Source organism: Mesorhizobium sp. P2_D1 (genome assembly GCF_056404455.1).
Window position 1 is genome coordinate 16,505 of the sequence record NZ_JBFUDZ010000035.1, and the last position, 19,496, is coordinate 36,000.

Sequence of the window (19,496 nt, forward strand, 5' to 3'; positions counted from 1 at the left end):
GGCTTTATATAACGATTCCTGGCCTGCCTGCAGCATGGCCTCAACGGGTAAGGAGTCATCATGTCCGAAAGCCGGCCGCCGCTGCCGCCGTTCACAGCCGAGACCGCCGCGCAGAAGGCGCGCATGGCCGAGGATGCCTGGAATTCACGCGATCCGGCCCGAGTAGCGCTTGCCTACACGACGGATAGCCGCTGGCGCAATCGCGCCGAATTCCTGCAAGGCCGCGATGCCATCCAGGCGTTCCTGACGCGCAAGTGGAGCCGCGAACTCGACTACCGGCTGATCAAGGAGGTCTGGGCCTTCCACGGCAACCGCATCGCCGTGCGCTTCGCCTATGAATGGCACGACGACAGCGGCTCATGGTTCCGCAGCTATGGCAACGAGAACTGGGAATTCGACGAACACGGGCTGATGCGCCTGCGCATCGCCAGCATCAACGACCTGCCGATCGGTGCGGCCGATCGCAAATATCACTGGCCGCTCGGTCGGCGCCCGGACGACCACCCGTCATTGTCGGAGCTTGGCCTCTAGGGTCGCCCGGGCAAGGAGGCTTTCATGAATGCTCATGCTTTCACCAGCGACGTCGCCTTCACGCCAACCGTCAAGGCGATCCAGGCCCGCAAGGGCTCACGCCAGTCCTATGCCCGCGTCGAGGAGCGTGGCGGCTGGCAGGCCGATATCACGCCCGACCTTGCCGCCTTCATCGAGATGCAGACCAGCGTCTTCCTGTCGACGGCCAATGGCGATGGCCAGCCCTACATCCAGCATCGCGGTGGACCCGCCGGGTTTCTCAAGGTGCTGGATCAACACACGATCGGCTTTGCGGATTTTGCCGGCAACAGGCAGTTCATCACGCAGGGCAACCTGGCCGACAATCCGCAGGCCTTCCTGTTCCTGATCGATTATGCCCACCGGCAGCGCATCAAGATCTGGGGCACGGCCCGCGTCGTCGAGAACGATGCCGAGCTGATGGCGAGGTTGATGCCGCAGGACTACAAGGCGCGTCCCGAGCAGGTCATCCTGTTCACGGTCTCGGCCTGGGACTCCAATTGCCCGCAACACATCCCGCAGCGGTTCGAGGCGGCTGACGTGGCAGCGGCGCTTGGCGAACGGGACAAGCGTATCGAGGGCCTCGAACAGGAGATAGCGCGCCTCAAGGGGAGCGCTGCAGCCGGGGCAGGCGCTGCAGCCGGGGAATGAGGTTCAGCCGCCGGCAGCGGTCTCGGCCAGCGCGATGCCGTCCGGCGTCGGCTTCATAGGCACGATGCCGCGCGCCAGCGCCAGCAGATATTTATTGTATTCGGTGAACAGCACGCGCAATGCGCGCGGCTTGGTCAGCCAGCTGCCATTGTCGAGGTTGGTGTTGACCACCGGATACGGTTCGAGCTTGGCGCCATGCAGCAGCCGGCCCATTTCCAGCAGGCTGCGCGGCATATGATAGTTGTTAGTGACCAGGATCACCGTGCCATAGGCGTGGCTCTCCACCCATTTGGCGCTCTCCTCGGCATTGCCGATCGTGTCCAGCGCGGCGCGGTCGATATCGACGCAACAGGAGAACAAGCGCTTGTCGCCACCGATTGCCGCCTGCAGCTGGCGGCGGCTGGCGGAAGGATGCACGCCGCTGATCAGCAGCCGCTCGCCCTTGCCGGACGCCAGCAGATCCATTGCGGCGTCAAGGCGTGACTGGCCGCCGGTCAAAACGATGATTGCGTCGGCCTTAGCCGGATTGGCGGGCGTCGTCAGGTGGCTGACCTTGTTGGCGAACCAGCCAAAGCCGCCGGCAAACAGAGTTGCGAGGATGAGCAGGGAAAGCCCGGACAGGCGCAGAGCGGCTTTTAGGCGGCTGACCTTGCCGTGGTCGCGCGAATGGGCAACCACCACTGGCATCTGCCCAGCCGTCCCGGTCGTTTGCCGCGCGTCCATCGCCATATGGTTAATCCCCAAATGTGGCTTTGGGTAGTAGAAAGACGCACTTTGCGTTACGCCAATTCTCCATCCGTGATCATCCTGTTTCTATCGATGTCATTGTCCCGAACTTGTCCCTGCTTCCAAGCGACGTAAATTAGCCGGCATCCGGCTGGCGGACCTCGATGTCGCTGAGATAGGCGACGACAGTGGCGTGCGAGGTCGCCGCCGTCAGCCCACCGATCACCAGAACCATGAGAACGACCCCGAGATAGCCCGCCGAACCGATGGCGAAATTGCCGAACAGCGCGGTCGCCTGGTCGGCCTGCGGCGTCGCCATGTTGCGCGACGACCACCATGAAAAGACGATGAACACGAGCACAGCCGCGGCTCCGCCGGCGGCGGCACCCTTCATGCCGGTAACCAGGAAATGCCGGCGGAATTCACGCGCGATGAAGCTCGCCTCGGCGCCGACAAAATGCAGAACCTCGATGATGTGGCCATTGCCCGCCATGGCGCCGCGCGTCGCGAACACCACGGTCAGCACGGTCGCCGACAGCATCAGCGCCAGCACCGCGATGCCGATGGTCACCGTGGTGCGGGCCATGGCCACCAGCCGGTCGACCCAGGTGCGGTGATCGTCGAGCGATGCGCTTGGCAATTTCGGCGTGATCGCGGCGCGCATGGCGGCGAAATCAGGCGGGCTGCTCTCGTCGATGGTGACGATGATCAGGCGCGGCACCGGCAGTTCATCGATGTTGAGGCCGGAGCCCAGCCACGGCTCCAGGAGCCTCGCGGTCGCGTCGCGATCGATGATCCGGGTCGCCTTCACGCCGGGAAACTCGCTGGCCATCTGCGAGGCCTCCGCAAGGGCGGCCTCCATGTCTAGGCCGTCGACAGGCTTGATCTGGATCGTCGCCTCGCGCGAGATCTGGTTCTCCCAGACCGAGGCGGTGTCACGCACCAGCGTCACCGCGCCGAAGGTCAGGCAGGACAGGAAGGTCATGATGGCAATGACCAGCACCAGTGCCCGGCCGGCGATGTTCTGCGCCGGCACGATCGGCGCCATCCGGCGCTGGGCACGCGGCCTCGCCTCGGCGGCCTCGGCGTCCTGCTCCTGCTGTTCAAGATGTTCGGCGGACAGCTCAGTCATAGATGTCCAGCCTTCCGCCGGCCAGGATCATGCGGCGCGCGTCGACCTGTTCCATCAGGCCAAGGTCATGGGTCGCGATCACCACGGCGGTGCCGAGACGATTGAGCTCGATAAACAGCCGCAGCAGGCGTCGCGCCAGCGGCGGATCCACATTGCCGGTCGGCTCGTCGGCCAGCAGGATCTCCGGCTGCTCGATCAGCGCACGGGCGATCGCCGCACGCTGCTTCTCGCCGCCGGACAGAACTGGCGGCAGCACATGCATGCGCTCGCCCAGCCCGACCCATTTCAACAGTTCGGTGACATCGGTCCGGTAGCTCGCCTCCTCGCGCCCGCGCACGCGCAGCGGCAAGGCCACGTTCTCGTAGGTGGTCATATGGTCGAGCAAGCGAAAGTCCTGGAACACCACACCGATACGACGCCTCAGGTGCGGCAGTTCGGCGCGCGAGATGCGCGAGCGGTCCTTGCCGAAAATGGTGATCAGCCCGCGCGTCGGCTTCAACGACATGAACAGCAGGCGCAGCAACGTCGTCTTGCCGGCACCCGAAGGCCCGCTCAGGAACTGGAAGGAGCGCTCCGGAATGTGCAGGGAGATGTCACGGAGGATTTCCGGACCCATGCCATAGCGGAGGCCGACATTTTCGAAGCGAATCAATTTCGGCGACCTGAAATTCGCGGCGGCAGCGAGCCAGCCTGTTCTGGGTAATGACCATCGGCCGGCATGGTTAACCGGCGGTTAATTCTTGGGCTTTTTCGGCTCTTCACGAGGGCTCCGGTGGGGAAGCGTTAACCATTTGTGGCTACGCAAAAGAAACGAAAAGCGAACACGTGCTGCAATGCTGGGGCCATGATGGCTGACGATAGAACCGCGCGCCCGGTTTCCGGCGAAATCATGACCGATCCGGCGGCAATTGCCGCAACGGACTGGTTCATTCGCGCTCCAGCGGCTGACATCGTCGATGCCGACTATGTGGTGATGCCGCGCCTTGTCCCCGCCGCGGAAAGCGTTTCGCAGCTGCCACGCGCGATCGTCACGCCGCCCATCGAGGGCATGGACATGCTGCGCAAGCCCGAGGCCCCGGCGGAGCGGCCACCGGCTTCACGCGGCGGGCCGATCTTCTGGATCGCCGGCATTGGCGCCGCGTTCGCCGCTTTCTGGGTCTCCGGAGGGCATGCGCTGGTGCGCCAGGCGCCGTTCCTATCCAGTGCGCAGGCGTCGGCGCTGAGCATTTCAGGCGTCACGTCACGCGTCGATGCCTCCGGACCGAACCCCGTGCTGTTCGTCGATGGCGAGGCCGCCAATGACGGCGCGAAACCGGCGCCGCTGCCGCCGCTCGAAATCCGGGTGACCGGCAATGACGGGCGCACGACCCGCTATTCGTTGGGGACATCAGGTCGTTCGCTGGCGTCGGGCGAAAGATTTGGCTTTGCCAGCCGGCTGGACGTGCCTAAGAACGGCGTAAGAACCGTTTTGGTCACTTTCGCCCGATAGGCGATCACCGGGGAAGACCACCAATGCCAAACGTACGCGGCAAGGACATCGAGGTCCTGTTTTCGGCATCGGCGATCGCACGGCGCAATCTCGAACTCGCCAAGGAGATCGCCGGCCACGATTATCACGATCTGCTGGTGATTTCGGTGCTGAAGGGCTCGTTCATCTTCGCCGCCGACCTGATCCGCGCCATGCATGATGTCGGGCTGTCGCCGGAGGTCGAATTCATCTTCATTTCCAGCTACGGCGCCGGCACCACAAGCGGCGAGGTGAGGGTGCTGCGCGATATCGACAATGAGGTGGCCGGCCGTGACGTGCTGTTGATCGACGACATTCTCGAATCGGGCAAGACGCTGAGCTTCACCCGCGACCTGATGCTGTCGCGCGGCGCCAAGAGCTGCGCCATCGCCGTGCTGCTCGACAAGCGCATGCGCCGCCAGACCTCACTCAACGCCGACTATGTCGGCTTCGACTGTCCCGACTATTTTGTCGTCGGCTACGGCATGGACGTTGCGCATGCCTTTCGCGAATTGCCGTTTGTCGGTGTCGTCAAAGGCGACGTGTAAGCGACGTTCAAAAAGGCTTGTTGGTCTCCTGCGCCTTCAGAAAAAGTCAACTTTTCGCAGCCAAACATGGCCGCCATGGCAAAGCTTCTGATCGTCGAGGACGATGAGTCCGTCCGCACCCTGGCCGCCCGCGCGCTTGAACGCGCCGGACACACAATCGATATCGCCGCGGACGGCGCGCAAGGCCTCTCGCTGATCCAAGCCGAAAATGGCGGCTATGATCTCGTCGTCTCCGACATCCGCATGCCGGAGATGGACGGCATCGAGATGGCGATTGCAGCGGCAGCGCTCTTCCCGTCGATGAAGATCATGCTGATGACGGGCTATGCCGACCAGCGCGAGCGCGCCGAGGAGCTGAACGGCGTTATCCTCGATGTCGTGCAGAAGCCGTTTACGCTGGCCGAAATCCGCTCCCGCGTCGAACGGGCGCTGATCTGCTTCGCCTGATCAGGCTGGATCGGCTGCAGCGAGCACAGGCGCAGCGCTCTTGCGGCGTTCGAAGTTGAGCGCCAGCAGGCCGGCGCCGATGATGAGCGCCGCGCCGATCACCGTCGTCGACCGTGGCACCTCGGCGAAGAACAGGAAACCCCACAGCGGCGACCACAGGATGCCGGTGTATTCGAAGGTGGCAACGCGGTTGGCCGGTGCCATCCGGTAGGCCTGCGACAGCAGGATCATGCCGGCGGAGGCGACGAAACCGCAGGCAGCCATCTTGAGAAAATCAGGCAGTGTCGGCGAGAGCCAGGGCCGCACCAGGAATTCGAGGCTCGGGTGGACGGCGTGGGCGATGCCAGCCAGGTGAAACGTACCGGCAACCACGGCCGCGCCGACCAGATAGGCGCCGTTCTGGTAGAAGGCCATGACGGTGGACGATTCGGTATCGCCGATCTTGCGGGCCATCAACTGCGAAAAGCCGTAGAGCGCCGCCGAGCCCAGCGACAGCAGCGCCGCCCAGTCGAACAGACCGGCGCCCGGGCGCAGCATCACGAGGACGCCGAACAGCCCGATCAGCACGGTCGCCAGCGTCTGCCAGGAGACGCGCTCGCCAAGATAAGGCCCGGCCAGCACCATGATGAACAGCGGCGCCATGAAATAGAGCGCCACGGCGTCGGCCAGCGGCAAGGCGGCGATAGCCAGATAGTACACCGTATAGGAGGTGAACTGGATGAAGGCGCGCATCGTCAGCATGCCGAATCGCCTCGACAGGATCGCAGGCAAGCCGACATCGACATGGACGAGAACAATCAGGATCGGCAAGGCGACGATCGAGCGGATCGCCATCACCTCGGTCACCGGATAGCCGCTCGACACGGCTTTGACGAGCGGGTCCTGCAGCGAGAAGACCAGCACGCCAAGGCACAGGCTCAGGATGCCAAGGACCATCCGGTTCTGCATGTGCCTTCAGGGCTCCCTGCAAGCGAAAAAGAACCCGCCACCGTTTCGGGCAGCGGGCATGAGTGAGGACTCTTCGAATTGGTCCGCGGCCGATTTCGCAGCCGCATATCCAATGGGTGAGGCGACTATCGTTCGGCGTTTGACATGTTGCAAACGAATTGGAATGATATCAGTGATCAAAATTCCTTATGGTGGATTTCATGCGACCGACCCTCGACAGCGACCTTCTGCGCACCTTCGTGGCTATTGCCGAAGCGGGCAATTTCACCAGGGCGGCGGAGCAGGCAGGCCGTACCCAGTCGGCGGTGTCGATGCAGATGAAGAAGCTCGAGGACCTGATCGGCGACACCCTGTTCGAGCGCGGTTCACGCGGCGTCGTGTTGACGCGGCGCGGCGGCGAACTCATCGTCAATGCTCGCCGCATCGTCTCGCTGCTCGACGAGACGGCGGCATCGATGGCGGCGGCACCGCTTGGCGGGCCGGTGCGTATCGGCATTCCGGAGGAGTATGGCCACGCGATCCTGTCGCGTGCGCTCGGCGCTTTTTCGAAGCGCCACACCCAGGTCGAGGTCACCGTGCGCTATGCGCATTCGGGGGCGCAGGTGGCGGCGCTCGCCGCCGGCGAACTCGATCTGTGCGTGGTTTTCGAATGGCAGGATCCTGCCGGCGGCGAAGTGCTGATGCACGATCCGACCGTATGGGTGACATCGACCCTGCATCACATGCATGAGGAGCGGCCGGTGCCGATCGCGCTCTACAACCGGGCCGGCTGGTGCAAGGATTTTGCCGTCAAATCACTGGAGCAGCGCGGTCTTGCCTATCGCGTCGCCTATACCAGTGACACGACTGGCGGCCTAAAGCTCGCCGTCACCTCCGGGCTGGCGATCGCGCCGATCTCGCGCAGCAACATTCCGGCCGGCTGCCGCGAACTGACGTCGGCGGACGGGTTCGGCGACATCGATTCCTCGAATGTGGTGATGCACCGCAACCCGAATGCCTCGGGTGAGGCGATCGACGGCATGCAGGAGGCAATCCGCGAAGCGTTCGTCAACAGGCAGATCTAGTGCCTGTCGTCCAAGCTGTGCAGCGGTCTTGGGATAACGACATGCACAAACAAAGACTCAAGCGGCCGCTTCCTCGTGGAAATGCAGCCGGTTGCCGAACGGATCGGCGACCGATATTTCGCGGGATTTCCACGGCGTTTCCTCCAGACCCGGCCTGGCGAAGCGGTAATTTTTGCCGATCAGCTCGCGATGAAGTGCCGCGATGTCCTCGACCTTGATGCGCACGGCAATGCCCGGCGCGCCGTCGCCGTGATGTTCGCTCAGATGCAGCACGCAGCCGTCGCGGCCGACCGCCATGTAGAGCGGCGCGTTGTCGTCGAAGCGATGCTCCCATTGCACCTCGAAACCAAGGAAGCCGACATAGAACTCACGTGCCTTGGCAATGTCGAAGATGCGCAGGATGGGCGTGACGGCGCCAAGTTTCGGCATGGTGTTGCAACCGTTCGAGTGTCTTCGGGTGAGGTTGGAAGCGGGGCGGCGATCCCTATTTCAGCTCGAGCAGCCGTTCCAGATAGCTGCGTTCGATGTCGGGGCTGAGCGCATTGCCGAGCCGCTTGCGGATCGCTTCCAGAATCTGGCGGGCGCGCTGCACGTCGATCTCGTCGGGCACTTTCACCGAATCGCCGAAATCAGGGCCCTGGCTGGCGCGCGGACGGCCCAGCGGGTCACGGTCGGCGTTCTGCTGGCGGCCACCTTCCTCGCTGCCGCCCTGATCGCCCTGCATGGCCTGCATCTGCTTCATCATGTCCTTGGCGCCCTTGCGCAGCGCTTCCAGCGCCCGGCCCTGGTGGCCGACCGCCTGATCGCCGTCGCCTTCGCCGAGCGCCTGTTCTGCATTGCCCATGGATTTGCCGGCCTCGCCAAATCCCTCATTGGGCTCCATGCCCATGCCTTCGAGCCCCTTCTTCAGCTGCTCGAGGTCGCTTTTCAGCTGGCCCTGGCCCTGCTGCAGCTGCTTCAGCGCATCGGCGAATTCCTGCGGTGTCATCGGCTTCTGCTGGCCATCCTCGCCGGGCTTGCCGTTTTCGCCGGACTGACCTTGCTCACCGTCCTGGCCGAGCTGCTCTTCACGGTTCTGTCCGCGCTGGCGCTCGCCGCGCTGCATCTGGTCCATGCGGAAGGTGTCGTTCATCATCTCCTGCTGGCGCCGCAGGATTTCGCCGAGCTTGTCCATCTGCTGGCGCATCTCGCTGTCCTGCTGGCCGCCTTGCTGCTGACGGCCGGCCTGGAGATTGTTCATCATATCCTGCAGTTGCGACAGCAATTGCTGCGCCTTGTCGCGATCACCCGACTTCGCCAGGTTCTCGATCTGGTCCATCATGCGGTCGATATCGCTCTGGCGCAGTTCCTGGCCGTTCTGCTGCATCTGCGGCGCGTTGGGATTCTGCTTGGCGCGTTCGGCGAATTCCTGCAGGAACTGGTTCATCGCCTCGCGCAGTTCCTTCATCGCCTTTTCGATTTCCGCGTCGCTGGCGCCGTTCTTGATGGCGTCCTGCAGCGCCTGCTGCGCCTGGCGCAGCCGCTTTTCGGCGGCCGAGAGATTGCCTTCCTCGATGCCAAGCGCGATTTCCCAGAGATAGGACACCTCGCTGCGCAGCTGGTCGTCATTGACGGCCATCTTCAGCCGGCTGCGGGCGCTCATGATGGCGAGGTAGTGGGACATGTTGTCGAACGTGTCCTCGGGCCGCAGCGTGATCGCGTCCATCAGGTCGAGCACGTGCGGCTTGGCGTTGGCGTCGAGCGCCAGCAGGCGGCGCTGCTCGAGCACCGCGCGCGCCAGCGGGTTGGCGAATGGCCGCTGCGGCATAACCAGCGTCTTGGTCTCGCTCGACGCGGCGTGCCCGGCATCGTCGGTGGCGACCAGCGTCAGCTTGATGCTGTTGCCGGCCCAGACATGCTCGGTCAGGTCCTTCGTCGTCCGGGCGGCATTCGACTTGCCGCCGCGACGCGGCAGCGACAGCGGCATTTCAGGCGGACCATAGAGCGGATGTGCATTGGGCGCCTGCGGATCGGCGAGCGCGAAAACCGCCTTGGCATTGGCGGCGCCATAGTCGTCGTCGATCTGGTAGTTGAGCTCGAAGGCGCCGTTGGCGGCGCGCTTCGGCTCGCCGACGAAACGGATCTGCGGCGGCTTGTCCGGCATGACCGCGAAGGCCCAGCGGCCGAGCTGATCCTCGCCCGACGTCAGCGTCAGGGTGCCGTCGCCGGTCAGCTTGCCGGTGAACTGGCGCACCTTGGATGGCGTCGCCGGGCTTGCCGCCGGCTTGGCCGTGGCGGCGGCCTGCGGGCCAGCCGGGTCGATGGCCCGGGAATTGCCGTTCTTGTCGGCATAGGCGAGCGTTTCTTCGCCCGAGCCGCCGGTGACGCGCAGCGAGACGTCGCTGCCTTCGGGAATGATGAAGGTCGGCGTCGCCTGGTTGACGTCGGCGGTCAGGAAGATCGGCGGCTTGCCGGTATAGGCCGGCGGCGTCACCCAGGCGTCGATGCGCGGTGGTATGGCATCGTGGACGCCATGGGCACTGAATCCGTCGACAATCTTGCCGCCGCTCGGTCCAAAGGAGAAGGCAAAGGCGGTCACCAGCAAAAGTGCGGCCACCGCGCGCAGACCCCAGCGGTCGCGCTCCGGCACGCGCGTTCGCGGCAGATCGGCGCCAAGGCTGTCGAGCTTTCCGGCCATTCGCTTCTGGTGTTCGCGCCACAGTGCCTGCGAGAAGCTGCTTTCCCTGCCGCTCGGCCGATCGGTCTGCACCAGCACCGGGCTGTGCAGCAATTGATTGGCCGCTTCGATCCTGCGGTCGATTTCGGCGGCGGCGGGCAAGCGGAAGAAACGCAGCGGATAGAGTGCCGCAAGTGCTGCCACACCGAATGCGGCGAGCAGGCCGATGCGCGCCACGTCCGGCAGGCGCGAGAAGATGCCGAGCCAGGAGACGCTGAGGAACAAGCTGGCGACGATGACGAGCGGAAGCAGCACCGGCCAGCCACGCTCGACCATCATCGAGACCCGCGTCGCCAGCCGGCTCAAGGCAAGGCGCCGGGCCAGGCCGCGATGGCTGCTGAAGGTGGGTCGTTGCGTCATCGGCCCTTCCATGGGCGGGCAGGATAGCCCGATCTCACGACTCGAAGAATACCAGCAAACACGGCAAAGGCGAGGCAGTTTGAGAAAACGTGAAGCTGCCGGACTGGTTGCTGTCAGAACGTGGCGGGGTTGGCGTTGGCACCGCAGACCAGTATGGCGACCCTTTCGCCGGGCGCGGGCTCATACCGCCCGGACAGCACGGCCGCGAAGGCGGCGGCACCGCCCGGTTCCGAGATGATGCGCACCCGGTCCCACAGCGCCTTCTGGGCAGCGACGATGTCGTCGTCGCTGACCAGGATCGAGCGTTCGACAAAGGCCTCGGCGATCGGGAACATCATTTCGCCGACGCGCTTGGGCGCCAGCGAATCCGCGGCGATGCCCTCGGCCGGCGCGTCGACGGGGCGGCCGGCCTCGAAGGCGCGGTAAAGCGTTGGCGCCCCTTCCGGCTCGATGGCGATGATGCGGATGCGGCCGGCGAACCAGGCGGCGATGCCGCCAATCAGGCCGCCGCCGCCGACGGCGACCAGCAGCGTGTCGATCTCAGGCAAATCGCTCTCTATTTCCAGCCCGAGCGTGCCTTGGCCGACCAGCGTCTCCTCCTGGTTGAAGGCATGGATCTGCAAGGCACCGGTTTCCTCGGCGAAGCGTTCGCTCGCGGCCAGCGCCTCGGCGTAGCGGGCGCCGCCGACGATGAGCTCAGCGCCGTAGCTGCGGATCCGCTCCAGCTTGGCCGGCGGGCTCACCTCTGGAACGAAGATGGTCGCCTTGTGGCCAAGCCGCATGGCGGCGTAGGCGACCGCGGCGCCATGATTGCCGCCCGACGCGGCGACAACGCCGGCCTTGGGAACCGTTCTCTCCAGGAGGTTGGTGAAGGCGCCGCGCGCCTTGAACGAGCCGGAATGCTGCAGGCACTCGAGCTTCAGGTCGACGGTCAGCGGCGGGCGGTCGAAGTCGGCCATGTCGACGCGCAGCACCGGCGTGTGGCGCACATAGGGCCGGATGCGAGGTTCCATCGCGGCAATGCGTTCGCGTGTGACGGTGTTGCCGTTGCTCATGGACGTCTCCTTGGGATTGACAGCAATTAGTAACTTGGCAAAATGGCTAAATGCAAGAGGTTGATGTCTTCAAGGCGATCGCCAACGAACGCAGGCTGCAGATTCTCGACTGGCTGAAGGATCCGCGTGCGCATTTCCCGCGCCAAGCCGATGGCGATCTGGTCGAAGACGGTGTCTGCGCGCTGCTGATCGCCGAGAAGCTCGGCATCACGCAGGCGACGCTCAGCGAGCACATGCGTGTGCTCACCCAGACCGGCCTGCTGCGGGCCAAGCGCATCAAGCAATGGACGTTCTACCGCCGCGACGAGGACAGGATCGCCGACACAAGGGCGCTCATCCAGAACCGGCTGTAGTACCGCCGGCGCAGCGTTTCGGACGGAGCAGCGTCTACCTTAGCCAGTCGGGTACCGAATCCAGCCCGATCAGGTCGTCATAGGTCAGGCGCGGGCGCACGATGTGGAAACGGTCGCCGTCGACCAGCACCTCGGGCACCAGCAGGCGGGTGTTGTAGGTGCCGGCCTGCACCGCGCCATAGGCGCCGGCGGTGGAAACGGCAATCAGGTCGCCAGCCTTCAGCCTGGGCAGGTCACGGTCGAGGCCGAGATAGTCGCCGGTCTCGCAGACCGGGCCGACGACATCGACCATCATGCGCGGCGTGTCGGCCGGCGGCTGCACCACCGGCCTTATGTCGTGGAAGGCATCGTAGAGCGTCGGCCGGATCAGGTCGTTCATGGCGGCGTCGACGACCAGGAAATTCTTGGCGTCGCCTTCCTTCACGAAGATCACTTCCGAGACGAGGATGCCGGCATTGCCCACGATCAGCCGGCCGGGTTCGAACATCACCTTGAGCCCGAGCTCGGTGACATGCTTCCTAACGATCTGGGCATAGGCGTCGGGCAAGGGCGGCGGGTTGTTGTCGACGCGGTAGGGGATGCCGAGGCCGCCGCCGACATCGACATGCTCGATGGCATGGCCGTCGGCGCGCAGCGCGCCGACCAGATCGACAAGCAGGGCGAAGGCGTCGTCGAAGGGCTGCAGCTCGGTGATCTGGCTGCCGATATGGGTGTCGATGCCGGTGACCTTGAGGCCCGGCAGCTGTGCAGCACGGGCATAGACCTGACGCGCCCGTTGCCACGGGATGCCGAACTTGTTCTCGGCCTTGCCGGTGGAGATCTTCTTGTGGGTCTTGGCGTCGACGTCGGGATTGATGCGCAGCGAGATCGGCGCCACCTTGCCAAGGGCGGCGGCACGGGCCGACAACAGTTCCAGTTCAGGCTCGGATTCGACGTTGAAGCAAAGGATGCCGGCCGCAAGGGCAAAGTCCATTTCGCGCGCGGTCTTGCCGACACCCGAAAACAGGATCTTGCTCGCGGGGATGCCGGCCGCCAGCGCCCGCCGCAATTCGCCTTCCGACACCACGTCGGCACCGGCGCCGAGTCTGGCCAGCGCTCGCAGCACCGCCTGGTTGGAATTGGCCTTCATGGCATAGCAGACCAGCGCGTCGAGCCCGGCAAAGGCCTTGGCGAACACCCGGTAGTGTCTGGCTAGGGTGGCTGTCGAATAGCAGTAGAATGGGGTGCCGACCTGTGCAGCGATATCGGCGATCGCCACGTCCTCGGCATGCAGCACGCCGTCGCGGTAGTCGAAATGGTTCACGAGAGTGGTTCCGGAAGTTGGAGCACGATGAGACCGGGTCTTAAACGACCAACCCGGGTGTCATCGGCCTAGATCAGCGGGTCGAGGAAGAACTTCTTGTCCTTGACCGGTTTTTCCGGCTCGGGCGGCACGGGCTGGTGGGCCTTTGAGGCATCCTTGCGCGCCTGGACGGCTGCCTCATAGGGCGAGTCGAGGGCGCCCCTCCGGCCGCAGGCCGAGACGGCCGCAATCGCCACCAGCAGCGTCAGCGTCACCAAAATCCTGCTTCCGGTCATCGATCCATCCGTCCGAAACTTTTTCCAGCCGCCGCTTTTAGCCGAGTTCTCAGAGCATTGCACCCCGGATATTGCTGGTCGCAATAGCTGGGATCACGCCTTGGCGATGCGCTTTTTCCAGCCGCGGATCTGCCTTCTGACTTCCGACGGCGCGGTGCCGCCGAAACTGGTGCGGCTCTTCACCGAGTTCTGCACCGCCAGCACCGAAAAAATATCCGCCGTGATACCTGGATTGATCGACTGCAGGTCTTCCAGCGAAAGCTTCTCCAGCCCCACTTTCTTGTCTTCGGCCAGCGCCACCGCCCGGCCGGTGACATGATGCGCCTCGCGGAACGGCAAGCCGAGCGTGCGCACCAGCCAGTCGGCAAGATCGGTGGCGGTCGCGTGGCCCGAGCCGGCCGCCTTTTTCATCGCCGCTGCGTTGACTGTCATGTCCGAGACCATGCCGGTCATCGCCGCCAGCATCAGGTCGAGGGTCTCGGCGGCATCGAACACCGATTCCTTGTCTTCCTGCATGTCCTTGCCATAGGTCAGCGGCATGCCCTTCATCACCGTCAGCAGGCCGACCAGATGGCCGGTGACGCGGCCGGTCTTGCCGCGAACCAGTTCGGCGGCGTCGGGGTTCTTCTTCTGCGGCATGATCGACGAGCCGGTGGAAAAGCTGTCCGACAGCCTGACGAAGCCGAATTGCGGCGTCGACCAGATGATGATCTCCTCGGCGAGCCGCGACAAATGTGTGGCGCAGATCGCCGCCAGGGCGAGGAACTCCAGCGCGAAATCGCGATCCGAAACGCTGTCCAGCGAATTGCGCATCGGCTCGCGGAAGCCGAGTGCCTTGGCGGTTTTGTGGCGGTCGATCGGGAAGCTGGTGCCGGCAAGGGCCGCGGCACCGAGCGGGCTCTCGTCCATCCGTTCGATCGCGTCGCGAACTCGCGAAAGGTCACGCGCAAACATCTCGACGTAGGCCATGCAGTGATGGCCGAAGGTCACCGGCTGCGCCGCCTGCATATGGGTGAAGCCCGGCATCACCGTCGCCGCATGCTCCTCGGCGCGTGCCAGAAGCGCCTCGATCAGCCCTTTCAACGCCCCGGCGACGCGGAGGCACTCGTCCTTGACCCACAGCCTCAGGTCGACCGCGACCTGGTCATTGCGCGAGCGGGCGGTGTGCAGGCGGCCGGCCGCCGGTCCGATCAGGTCGGCGAGGCGAGCCTCGACATTCATGTGAATGTCTTCCAGACGGGTCGAGAACTCGAATGTGCCGGCCTCGATCTCTTTCTGAATCGTGTTCAGCCCGTGAGCGATTTTTTCTTGATCGGCCGCCGAAATAATGCCCGTTTGCGCCAGCATCTCGCTATGCGCGATCGAACCTCGGATGTCTTGCGCATAGAGCTTGCGGTCGAACGAGATCGACGCGTTGATCGCTTCCATGATCGCGGCCGGACCCGAGGCAAAACGTCCGCCCCACATCTGGTTGCTGGTCTTCTTGTCGCTCATGGCTATAACCCGTGCTTCGGAGCAGTTTTGAGAAAATGGCAGACGGTAATAGATTCTTCCCGGCCCCGCGCCTGATCCTTGCCGCTTTGGTGGCGGGCGCGCTGGCCGGCGCGGTCGCGGTATATGTCAGCGAGAGCCGGTCTGGCAACAACGCCGAGCACCAAGTGGCTGTCGGCGACAGCAAGGACGATGTCGCCTGCGCCGCCAAGGGCGAGCGCGCCAAGAAGGTGGCGGCAGCGGCCACCGGCGAGGTCGCGGCACTGTTGCCGGCCGATCCGCCGCAATCGTTGAAGAGCCTTGCCTTCAATGGACCGGACGGTAAGCCGATGACGCTCGCCGACCATGCCGGCAAGACGGTACTGCTCAATCTGTGGGCGACATGGTGCGCGCCGTGCCGTGCCGAAATGCCGGCTCTCGATGCGCTGCAGAAGGAAAAGGGCAGCGACGCCTTTCAGGTGGTCGCCATCAATGTCGATGCCGGCGACGATGTGAAGCCGAAGAAGTTCCTCAGCGAGACAGGCGTCAAGACGCTCGGCTACTACCGGGATTCGACGATGGCCGTGTTCAACGACCTCAAGACGCGCGGCCTGGCGCTCGGCCTTCCCGCCACCATGCTGATCGACGGTGAAGGCTGCCTGATCGCCCACATGAACGGCCCTGCCGAATGGTCGGGCCCGGACGCAAAGCGGCTGGTCGAGGCCGCGCTCCAGCCCGAAAGCTAGGCTCTGTCCACACTCAGTGCCGGCGCGGGTGCGAAGGCCAGGACGCTTCTGTTGCGCTGGCCGGCCGTGTCGTTGCTGACGCGGGGTGCGTCGACACCGATTAGCTCGCCGAACTCCTCGATGAGGCCAGGCCTGCCGATATAGTAACCCTGGCCGATTTCGCAGGCTTCGGCATCCAGGAATTTCAGCTCGCCGAGCGTCTCGACACCCTCCGCCAGGACCGACAGGCCGAGGCCGCGCCCGAGCCCCAGTACGGCGCGCACGATTGCCGCGACCTGGCCGTTCTTGTCGACGGATTTGATGAAGGAGCCATCGATCTTGATCTTGTCGAAGGGAAAGGCGCGAAGGTTGGAGAGCGAGGAATAGCCGGTTCTGAAGTCGTCCATGGCCACCCGCACGCCCAGCGCCTTGACCTGCCGCAAGGTCGCCAGCGCGCGCGGCATGTCCTTCACAAGCGCCGTCTCAGTGATCTCAAGTTCCAGCCTGCCGGGCGCAAGACCGGAATTCAGCAGTGTTTCGTGGACCTTGCGGCTGAAATTCGGATTGTGAAGCTGCACCGCCGAAACGTTTACGGCCACCGTCAGCGGATTTTCCCAACGGGCGGCTTCCTCGCAGGCCGCCGTCAGCACCCATTCGCCAATCTGGCCAATAGCTCCGCCGTCTTCGGCCACCGGGATGAATATGGTCGGAGGCACGTCGCCGCGCGTCGGATGCCGGAGCGCGCCATGCCCTCGTCGACTTCGGACAGCAGCACGACGTCGGGAGACTGGCCGGCAAGCGTGGCCGCGACGGCCTCGCCGTGGCGGAGCCGCTCGACGTTCCAGGCCACGACGGTGAGCGTGTCGCCGGGGCTTTCGCGCGAGGCCCTGCCGCCGATCTCGATCTGACCCAGTGCGGGAATGGCGGCAGCGAGGCGCAGATGGGTGGCGCTATCACGCGGCCCGTCGCGCATGGCCTCGCGGTCGGCGATCGGCACATGTGTCAGCTGCGAGACAAGCATTTCGTCTATCCATTTTTAGCCGGTTAACGACCTGGGCCTTTACGCCAGTTTTCGACGCCCTAGGTACCTAGGGCGCCGATATGACGGTTTCATCTCATGCCGGTGCAAGCCGTCGAGGGAGGAGAGATTGGCTGTCCACAGGCCTGAAAAGGCACAGCAGAACTGTCACATACTTTCTCTATGAGACGGCCCGGGACCTGCGCAACGATCCTTGAAACGAGCCACTCAACAGGGAATGAGATTCATGTCGATGATCAAAAATGGCCTGGCGGCTCTTGCCGCCGGCGCAATCAGCGTTTCCATGGCGCTGCCAGCGGCCGCCGCGCCCACCAAGTTCGATTTCTGGTTTGGCCTTTCAGGCGACCTCGCACGTGTCGTCGACACGATGTGCAAGAACTTCAACGCCTCGCAGTCCGACTATGAAGTCGTTTGCACCAGCCAGGGCAACTACGACGCCACGCTGCAGAACACCATTGCCGCCTTCCGCGCCGGCAAACAGCCCGCCATCGTCCAGGTCTATGATGTCGGTACCGCCACGATGATGTTGTCGGGCGCCTACAAGCCGGCCGACAAGCTGATGGAAGAAAACGGCTACAAGATCGACTACGCCGACTATTTCCCCGGTATCGCGCGTTACTACGCGACGTCGAAGGGCGAGATGCTGTCGTTCCCGTTCAATTCCTCGACGGCGCTGCTGTACTGGAACAAGGACGCCTTCGCCAAGATCGGCAAGACCGAAGCGCCGAAGACCTGGGAAGATGTCGGCGCCGACCTGCAGGCCATGAAGGACGCCGGCTACGAATGCCCGATGGCGATCAACATCTCGGCCAATGAAAGCTGGCAGCTGATGGAGCAGTTCTCGGCCATCCACAACCAGCCGATCGCCACCAAGAACAACGGCTATGACGGCCTCGACGCCCGCCTGGAAGTCAACAAGACCAAGTTCGTCCAGTACGTCACCGACCTCAAGAAGTGGTATGACGCCGGCCTGATCAAGATCAAGTCGAAGGACCTCGGCCAGGACATGGTCCAGGCTTTCGCTTCGGGCACCTGTCAGGTCATCATGACCTCGGTCGGCGACCACGGCACCGTCGGCAAGACCCAGAAGGAAGGCATGAACTGGGATGTCGCCGAACTGCCGGCCTACGCCGGTACCGAGCGCAAGAATTCGCTGGTCGGCGGCGCCTCGCTGTGGGTGCTCTCGGGCAAGTCGGACGCGGAATACAAGGGCGCGGCCGCGTTCCTCAATTTCATACACGATCCCAAGACCGCACTGTTCTGGTCGACCAACACCGGCTACATCCCGGTGACCAAGTCGGGCTTCGACTACATGAAGTCGACTGGCTTCTACGACAAGGCGCCCTTCAAGGGCCGTGAAACCGCGATCGCCAGCCTGACCGCGTCCGAGCCGACCGAAATCACCCGCGGTATCCGGTTGGGCAATTTCACCCAGATCCGCGCCGAGTTCGGCACACAGATGCAGGCGATCTTCGCCAACAAGGTCAGCGTCCAGGAAGGCCTCGACACGCTGGTCAAGAATGGCGATGCCATTCTCGACCGCTTCCAGCAGACCTATCCGGGCAAGACCCTGCCCTGATCTCGGATCGACGCGGCCGCCCGCCGCTCTTGTCCAGGCATGATCTCTTCCGAAAACCGCTTTCCACTTTCGGGATCATGCTTGGGTCGACGGGCGGCCGTTTCGTAGACTAGTCTCCCTTTGCTCTAAGCCAGCTGTTAAGCGGCGTCGGCGGACCGATGGAAAAACGCGTTACCTTCAGCAGTTGGACGATCGGCATCCTTTTCGCGGTGCCGCAGCTCCTCTTGATCTTCACCTTCTTCTACTGGCCGGCCGGTCAGGCGGTCTACTGGTCGCTGACGCTGCAACAGCCCTGGGGCGGCGGCAACATCTGGGTCGGGCTCGACAATTTCCGCTCGATCCTGTCCAACGCCGATTACTGGAACTCGATCACCGCCAGCCTGGTCTTTGCCGGGATCAGCACCGGGCTTGCGATGTTCATCGCGCTCGTGCTCGCGGCGCTGACCGACCGGCAGCTTGCTGGCTCGCGCTTCTATCGCGTGGTGCTGATCTCGCCCTACGGCATCGCAGCTCCGGCGCTGGCAATGGCGTTCCGATTCATCCTGGCGCCGGAAGCGGGCTTCATGGCCGTCGTCAACCAGGTCTGGCCCGGCTTCTGGGACCCTGGCCTTGATGGCGCCGACGCCATGGCCTCGATCATCATCGCCTTCTCCTGGAAATATGTCGGCTATAATTTCATCTTCTTCCTCGCCGCGTTTCAAGCCATTCCGCGTTCGCTGATCGAGGCGGCGGCGATGGACGGCTCGGGCGTCATGAGGCGTTTCCGGGACATCCAGTTCCCGTTGATCACGCCGACGATCTTCTTCCTGCTGGTCATCAACATCACCGAAAGCTTCCAGGATTCCTTCGGCATCGTCGACATCATGACCTCGGGCGGGCCGGCCAACGCCACCAACCTGATGGTCTACAAGATCTATTCCGACGGCTTCAAAGGGCTCGATTACTCGGGTGCCGCCGCGCAGAGCATCATCCTGATGCTGCTCATCATCGTGCTGACCATTTTCCAGTTCCGCTTCATCGAGCGGCGCGTGCACTACAGGTGAGGCCGA

General features: G+C 64.0%; 21 protein-coding genes and 1 pseudogene. 10 read left to right on the top strand and 12 right to left on the bottom strand.

Features of this window, described 5'->3' with window-relative positions:
- Nucleotides 1–60 precede the first annotated feature (60 nt).
- Both AC1D0I_RS22620 and AC1D0I_RS22625 read left to right on the top strand, forming a co-directional pair.
- On the top strand, nucleotides 61–531 hold the full coding sequence (locus AC1D0I_RS22620) for a nuclear transport factor 2 family protein (protein WP_111544521.1): 471 nt from the start codon (nucleotides 61–63) through the stop codon (nucleotides 529–531).
- 24 nt (nucleotides 532–555) lie between these two features.
- Complete coding sequence (locus AC1D0I_RS22625; protein ID WP_477397839.1) at nucleotides 556–1,200, top strand: pyridoxamine 5'-phosphate oxidase family protein; 645 nt, start codon at nucleotides 556–558, stop codon at nucleotides 1,198–1,200.
- Nucleotides 1,201–1,203: 3 nt separating this feature from the next.
- Here AC1D0I_RS22625 and AC1D0I_RS22630 read toward each other — a convergent pair whose 3' ends face one another.
- The 3 genes from AC1D0I_RS22630 to ftsE all read right to left on the bottom strand — a co-directional run bounded on the left by AC1D0I_RS22630 (nucleotide 1,204) and on the right by ftsE (nucleotide 3,710).
- Nucleotides 1,204–1,929 carry a YdcF family protein gene (locus tag AC1D0I_RS22630; protein ID WP_095084883.1) on the bottom strand — a complete coding sequence of 242 codons (726 nt, stop codon included), beginning with the start codon at nucleotides 1,927–1,929 and terminating at the stop codon, nucleotides 1,204–1,206.
- A 133-nt stretch (nucleotides 1,930–2,062) separates the two neighbouring features.
- The gene (locus AC1D0I_RS22635) at nucleotides 2,063–3,058 is read right to left on the bottom strand and encodes a cell division protein FtsX (RefSeq protein ID WP_477397840.1); all 996 of its coding nucleotides are present in this window, start codon (nucleotides 3,056–3,058) and stop codon (nucleotides 2,063–2,065) included.
- Nucleotides 3,051–3,710, bottom strand: coding sequence for a cell division ATP-binding protein FtsE (gene ftsE, locus AC1D0I_RS22640; RefSeq protein WP_027023302.1), 660 nt, complete (start codon nucleotides 3,708–3,710; stop codon nucleotides 3,051–3,053). The genes AC1D0I_RS22635 and ftsE overlap by 8 nt, the downstream gene beginning before the upstream one ends.
- Nucleotides 3,711–3,902: 192 nt before the next feature.
- On the opposite strand from ftsE, the gene AC1D0I_RS22645 reads away from it, so the two are divergent.
- The 3 genes from AC1D0I_RS22645 (at nucleotide 3,903) to AC1D0I_RS22655 (ending at nucleotide 5,560) form a co-directional block, all read left to right on the top strand.
- A complete protein-coding gene (locus AC1D0I_RS22645) occupies nucleotides 3,903–4,547 on the top strand; it encodes a hypothetical protein (RefSeq protein WP_477397842.1) in 645 nt (214 codons plus the stop codon).
- Nucleotides 4,548–4,570: 23 nt separating this feature from the next.
- Entirely contained in the window at nucleotides 4,571–5,113 is a 543-nt protein-coding gene (gene hpt / locus AC1D0I_RS22650) for a hypoxanthine phosphoribosyltransferase (RefSeq protein WP_477228397.1), read from the top strand.
- A gap of 75 nt (nucleotides 5,114–5,188) precedes the next feature.
- Entirely contained in the window at nucleotides 5,189–5,560 is a 372-nt protein-coding gene (locus AC1D0I_RS22655; RefSeq protein WP_477397891.1) for a response regulator, read from the top strand.
- On the opposite strand, the gene AC1D0I_RS22660 is transcribed toward AC1D0I_RS22655, so the two are convergent.
- Nucleotides 5,561–6,508 carry a DMT family transporter gene (locus AC1D0I_RS22660; protein WP_477397844.1) on the bottom strand — a complete coding sequence of 316 codons (948 nt, stop codon included), beginning with the start codon at nucleotides 6,506–6,508 and terminating at the stop codon, nucleotides 5,561–5,563.
- A 200-nt stretch (nucleotides 6,509–6,708) separates the two neighbouring features.
- On the opposite strand from AC1D0I_RS22660, the gene AC1D0I_RS22665 reads away from it, so the two are divergent.
- A complete protein-coding gene (locus tag AC1D0I_RS22665; protein ID WP_095085020.1) occupies nucleotides 6,709–7,572 on the top strand; it encodes a LysR family transcriptional regulator in 864 nt (287 codons plus the stop codon).
- A 57-nt stretch (nucleotides 7,573–7,629) separates the two neighbouring features.
- On the opposite strand, the gene AC1D0I_RS22670 is transcribed toward AC1D0I_RS22665, so the two are convergent.
- The 3 genes from AC1D0I_RS22670 to AC1D0I_RS22680 form a co-directional block, all read right to left on the bottom strand.
- Nucleotides 7,630–8,001, bottom strand: coding sequence for a glyoxalase superfamily protein (locus AC1D0I_RS22670; protein WP_095084877.1), 372 nt, complete (start codon nucleotides 7,999–8,001; stop codon nucleotides 7,630–7,632).
- A 55-nt stretch (nucleotides 8,002–8,056) separates the two neighbouring features.
- Nucleotides 8,057–10,648: a TIGR02302 family protein gene (locus AC1D0I_RS22675; RefSeq protein WP_477397846.1), complete on the bottom strand. Its 2,592-nt coding sequence runs from the start codon at nucleotides 10,646–10,648 to the stop codon at nucleotides 8,057–8,059.
- Nucleotides 10,649–10,761: 113 nt separating this feature from the next.
- A complete protein-coding gene (locus AC1D0I_RS22680; protein ID WP_477397848.1) occupies nucleotides 10,762–11,703 on the bottom strand; it encodes a threonine/serine dehydratase in 942 nt (313 codons plus the stop codon).
- 50 nt (nucleotides 11,704–11,753) lie between these two features.
- Between AC1D0I_RS22680 and AC1D0I_RS22685 the strand changes: the two genes are divergently transcribed.
- Nucleotides 11,754–12,056: an ArsR/SmtB family transcription factor gene (locus tag AC1D0I_RS22685; RefSeq protein ID WP_477397850.1), complete on the top strand. Its 303-nt coding sequence runs from the start codon at nucleotides 11,754–11,756 to the stop codon at nucleotides 12,054–12,056.
- 34 nt (nucleotides 12,057–12,090) lie between these two features.
- Here AC1D0I_RS22685 and lysA read toward each other — a convergent pair whose 3' ends face one another.
- The 3 genes from lysA to argH all read right to left on the bottom strand — a co-directional run bounded on the left by lysA (nucleotide 12,091) and on the right by argH (nucleotide 15,128).
- Nucleotides 12,091–13,359 carry a diaminopimelate decarboxylase gene (gene lysA, locus AC1D0I_RS22690; protein ID WP_477397852.1) on the bottom strand — a complete coding sequence of 423 codons (1,269 nt, stop codon included), beginning with the start codon at nucleotides 13,357–13,359 and terminating at the stop codon, nucleotides 12,091–12,093.
- Between the two features lie 68 nt (nucleotides 13,360–13,427).
- Nucleotides 13,428–13,634 (bottom strand): lipoprotein, encoded by a 207-nt coding sequence (locus tag AC1D0I_RS22695; protein WP_111544266.1) that lies wholly within the window; start codon nucleotides 13,632–13,634, stop codon nucleotides 13,428–13,430.
- A gap of 93 nt (nucleotides 13,635–13,727) precedes the next feature.
- Complete coding sequence (gene argH, locus AC1D0I_RS22700; RefSeq protein WP_477397854.1) at nucleotides 13,728–15,128, bottom strand: argininosuccinate lyase; 1,401 nt, start codon at nucleotides 15,126–15,128, stop codon at nucleotides 13,728–13,730.
- 35 nt (nucleotides 15,129–15,163) lie between these two features.
- Between argH and tlpA the strand changes: the two genes are divergently transcribed.
- Nucleotides 15,164–15,850: a thiol:disulfide interchange protein TlpA gene (tlpA, locus tag AC1D0I_RS22705; protein WP_477397856.1), complete on the top strand. Its 687-nt coding sequence runs from the start codon at nucleotides 15,164–15,166 to the stop codon at nucleotides 15,848–15,850.
- Here tlpA and AC1D0I_RS22710 read toward each other — a convergent pair.
- Together AC1D0I_RS22710 and AC1D0I_RS22715 are read right to left on the bottom strand one after the other, a co-directional pair.
- Nucleotides 15,847–16,566, bottom strand: a pseudogene (locus AC1D0I_RS22710) (EAL domain-containing protein); the annotation flags it as partial. The gene tlpA and the pseudogene AC1D0I_RS22710 sit on opposite strands and share 4 nt — an antisense overlap.
- Entirely contained in the window at nucleotides 16,473–16,850 is a 378-nt protein-coding gene (locus AC1D0I_RS22715) for a hypothetical protein (protein WP_477397858.1), read from the bottom strand. The pseudogene AC1D0I_RS22710 and the gene AC1D0I_RS22715, both read right to left, overlap by 94 nt.
- A 244-nt stretch (nucleotides 16,851–17,094) precedes the next feature.
- Here AC1D0I_RS22715 and AC1D0I_RS22720 point away from each other — a divergent pair, with 244 nt between their 5' ends.
- Together AC1D0I_RS22720 and AC1D0I_RS22725 are read left to right on the top strand one after the other, a co-directional pair.
- Nucleotides 17,095–18,447, top strand: coding sequence for an extracellular solute-binding protein (locus AC1D0I_RS22720; RefSeq protein WP_477397860.1), 1,353 nt, complete (start codon nucleotides 17,095–17,097; stop codon nucleotides 18,445–18,447).
- A 158-nt stretch (nucleotides 18,448–18,605) separates the two neighbouring features.
- Nucleotides 18,606–19,490, top strand: coding sequence for a carbohydrate ABC transporter permease (locus AC1D0I_RS22725; protein ID WP_477397862.1), 885 nt, complete (start codon nucleotides 18,606–18,608; stop codon nucleotides 19,488–19,490).
- Nucleotides 19,491–19,496 lie beyond the last annotated feature (6 nt).

What these genes read in the sequence shown, in the direction of transcription:
- AC1D0I_RS22720 (WP_477397860.1), top strand. Translation starts at nt 17,095, where the DNA reads ATGTCGATGATCAAAAATGGCCTGGCGGCTCTTGCCGCCGGCGCAATC.
- AC1D0I_RS22655 (WP_477397891.1), top strand. Translation starts at nt 5,189, where the DNA reads ATGGCAAAGCTTCTGATCGTCGAGGACGATGAGTCCGTCCGCACCCTG.
- AC1D0I_RS22670 (WP_095084877.1), bottom strand. Translation starts at nt 8,001, where the DNA reads ATGCCGAAACTTGGCGCCGTCACGCCCATCCTGCGCATCTTCGACATT.
- AC1D0I_RS22660 (WP_477397844.1), bottom strand. Translation starts at nt 6,508, where the DNA reads ATGCAGAACCGGATGGTCCTTGGCATCCTGAGCCTGTGCCTTGGCGTG.
- tlpA (WP_477397856.1), top strand. Translation starts at nt 15,164, where the DNA reads ATGGCAGACGGTAATAGATTCTTCCCGGCCCCGCGCCTGATCCTTGCC.
- AC1D0I_RS22695 (WP_111544266.1), bottom strand. Translation starts at nt 13,634, where the DNA reads ATGACCGGAAGCAGGATTTTGGTGACGCTGACGCTGCTGGTGGCGATT.
- AC1D0I_RS22725 (WP_477397862.1), top strand. Translation starts at nt 18,606, where the DNA reads ATGGAAAAACGCGTTACCTTCAGCAGTTGGACGATCGGCATCCTTTTC.
- AC1D0I_RS22620 (WP_111544521.1), top strand. Translation starts at nt 61, where the DNA reads ATGTCCGAAAGCCGGCCGCCGCTGCCGCCGTTCACAGCCGAGACCGCC.
- AC1D0I_RS22625 (WP_477397839.1), top strand. Translation starts at nt 556, where the DNA reads ATGAATGCTCATGCTTTCACCAGCGACGTCGCCTTCACGCCAACCGTC.
- AC1D0I_RS22685 (WP_477397850.1), top strand. Translation starts at nt 11,754, where the DNA reads ATGCAAGAGGTTGATGTCTTCAAGGCGATCGCCAACGAACGCAGGCTG.
- AC1D0I_RS22680 (WP_477397848.1), bottom strand. Translation starts at nt 11,703, where the DNA reads ATGAGCAACGGCAACACCGTCACACGCGAACGCATTGCCGCGATGGAA.
- hpt (WP_477228397.1), top strand. Translation starts at nt 4,571, where the DNA reads ATGCCAAACGTACGCGGCAAGGACATCGAGGTCCTGTTTTCGGCATCG.
- AC1D0I_RS22635 (WP_477397840.1), bottom strand. Translation starts at nt 3,058, where the DNA reads ATGACTGAGCTGTCCGCCGAACATCTTGAACAGCAGGAGCAGGACGCC.
- AC1D0I_RS22645 (WP_477397842.1), top strand. Translation starts at nt 3,903, where the DNA reads ATGATGGCTGACGATAGAACCGCGCGCCCGGTTTCCGGCGAAATCATG.
- AC1D0I_RS22675 (WP_477397846.1), bottom strand. Translation starts at nt 10,648, where the DNA reads ATGACGCAACGACCCACCTTCAGCAGCCATCGCGGCCTGGCCCGGCGC.
- AC1D0I_RS22715 (WP_477397858.1), bottom strand. Translation starts at nt 16,850, where the DNA reads ATGCTTGTCTCGCAGCTGACACATGTGCCGATCGCCGACCGCGAGGCC.
- AC1D0I_RS22630 (WP_095084883.1), bottom strand. Translation starts at nt 1,929, where the DNA reads ATGGCGATGGACGCGCGGCAAACGACCGGGACGGCTGGGCAGATGCCA.
- AC1D0I_RS22665 (WP_095085020.1), top strand. Translation starts at nt 6,709, where the DNA reads ATGCGACCGACCCTCGACAGCGACCTTCTGCGCACCTTCGTGGCTATT.
- argH (WP_477397854.1), bottom strand. Translation starts at nt 15,128, where the DNA reads ATGAGCGACAAGAAGACCAGCAACCAGATGTGGGGCGGACGTTTTGCC.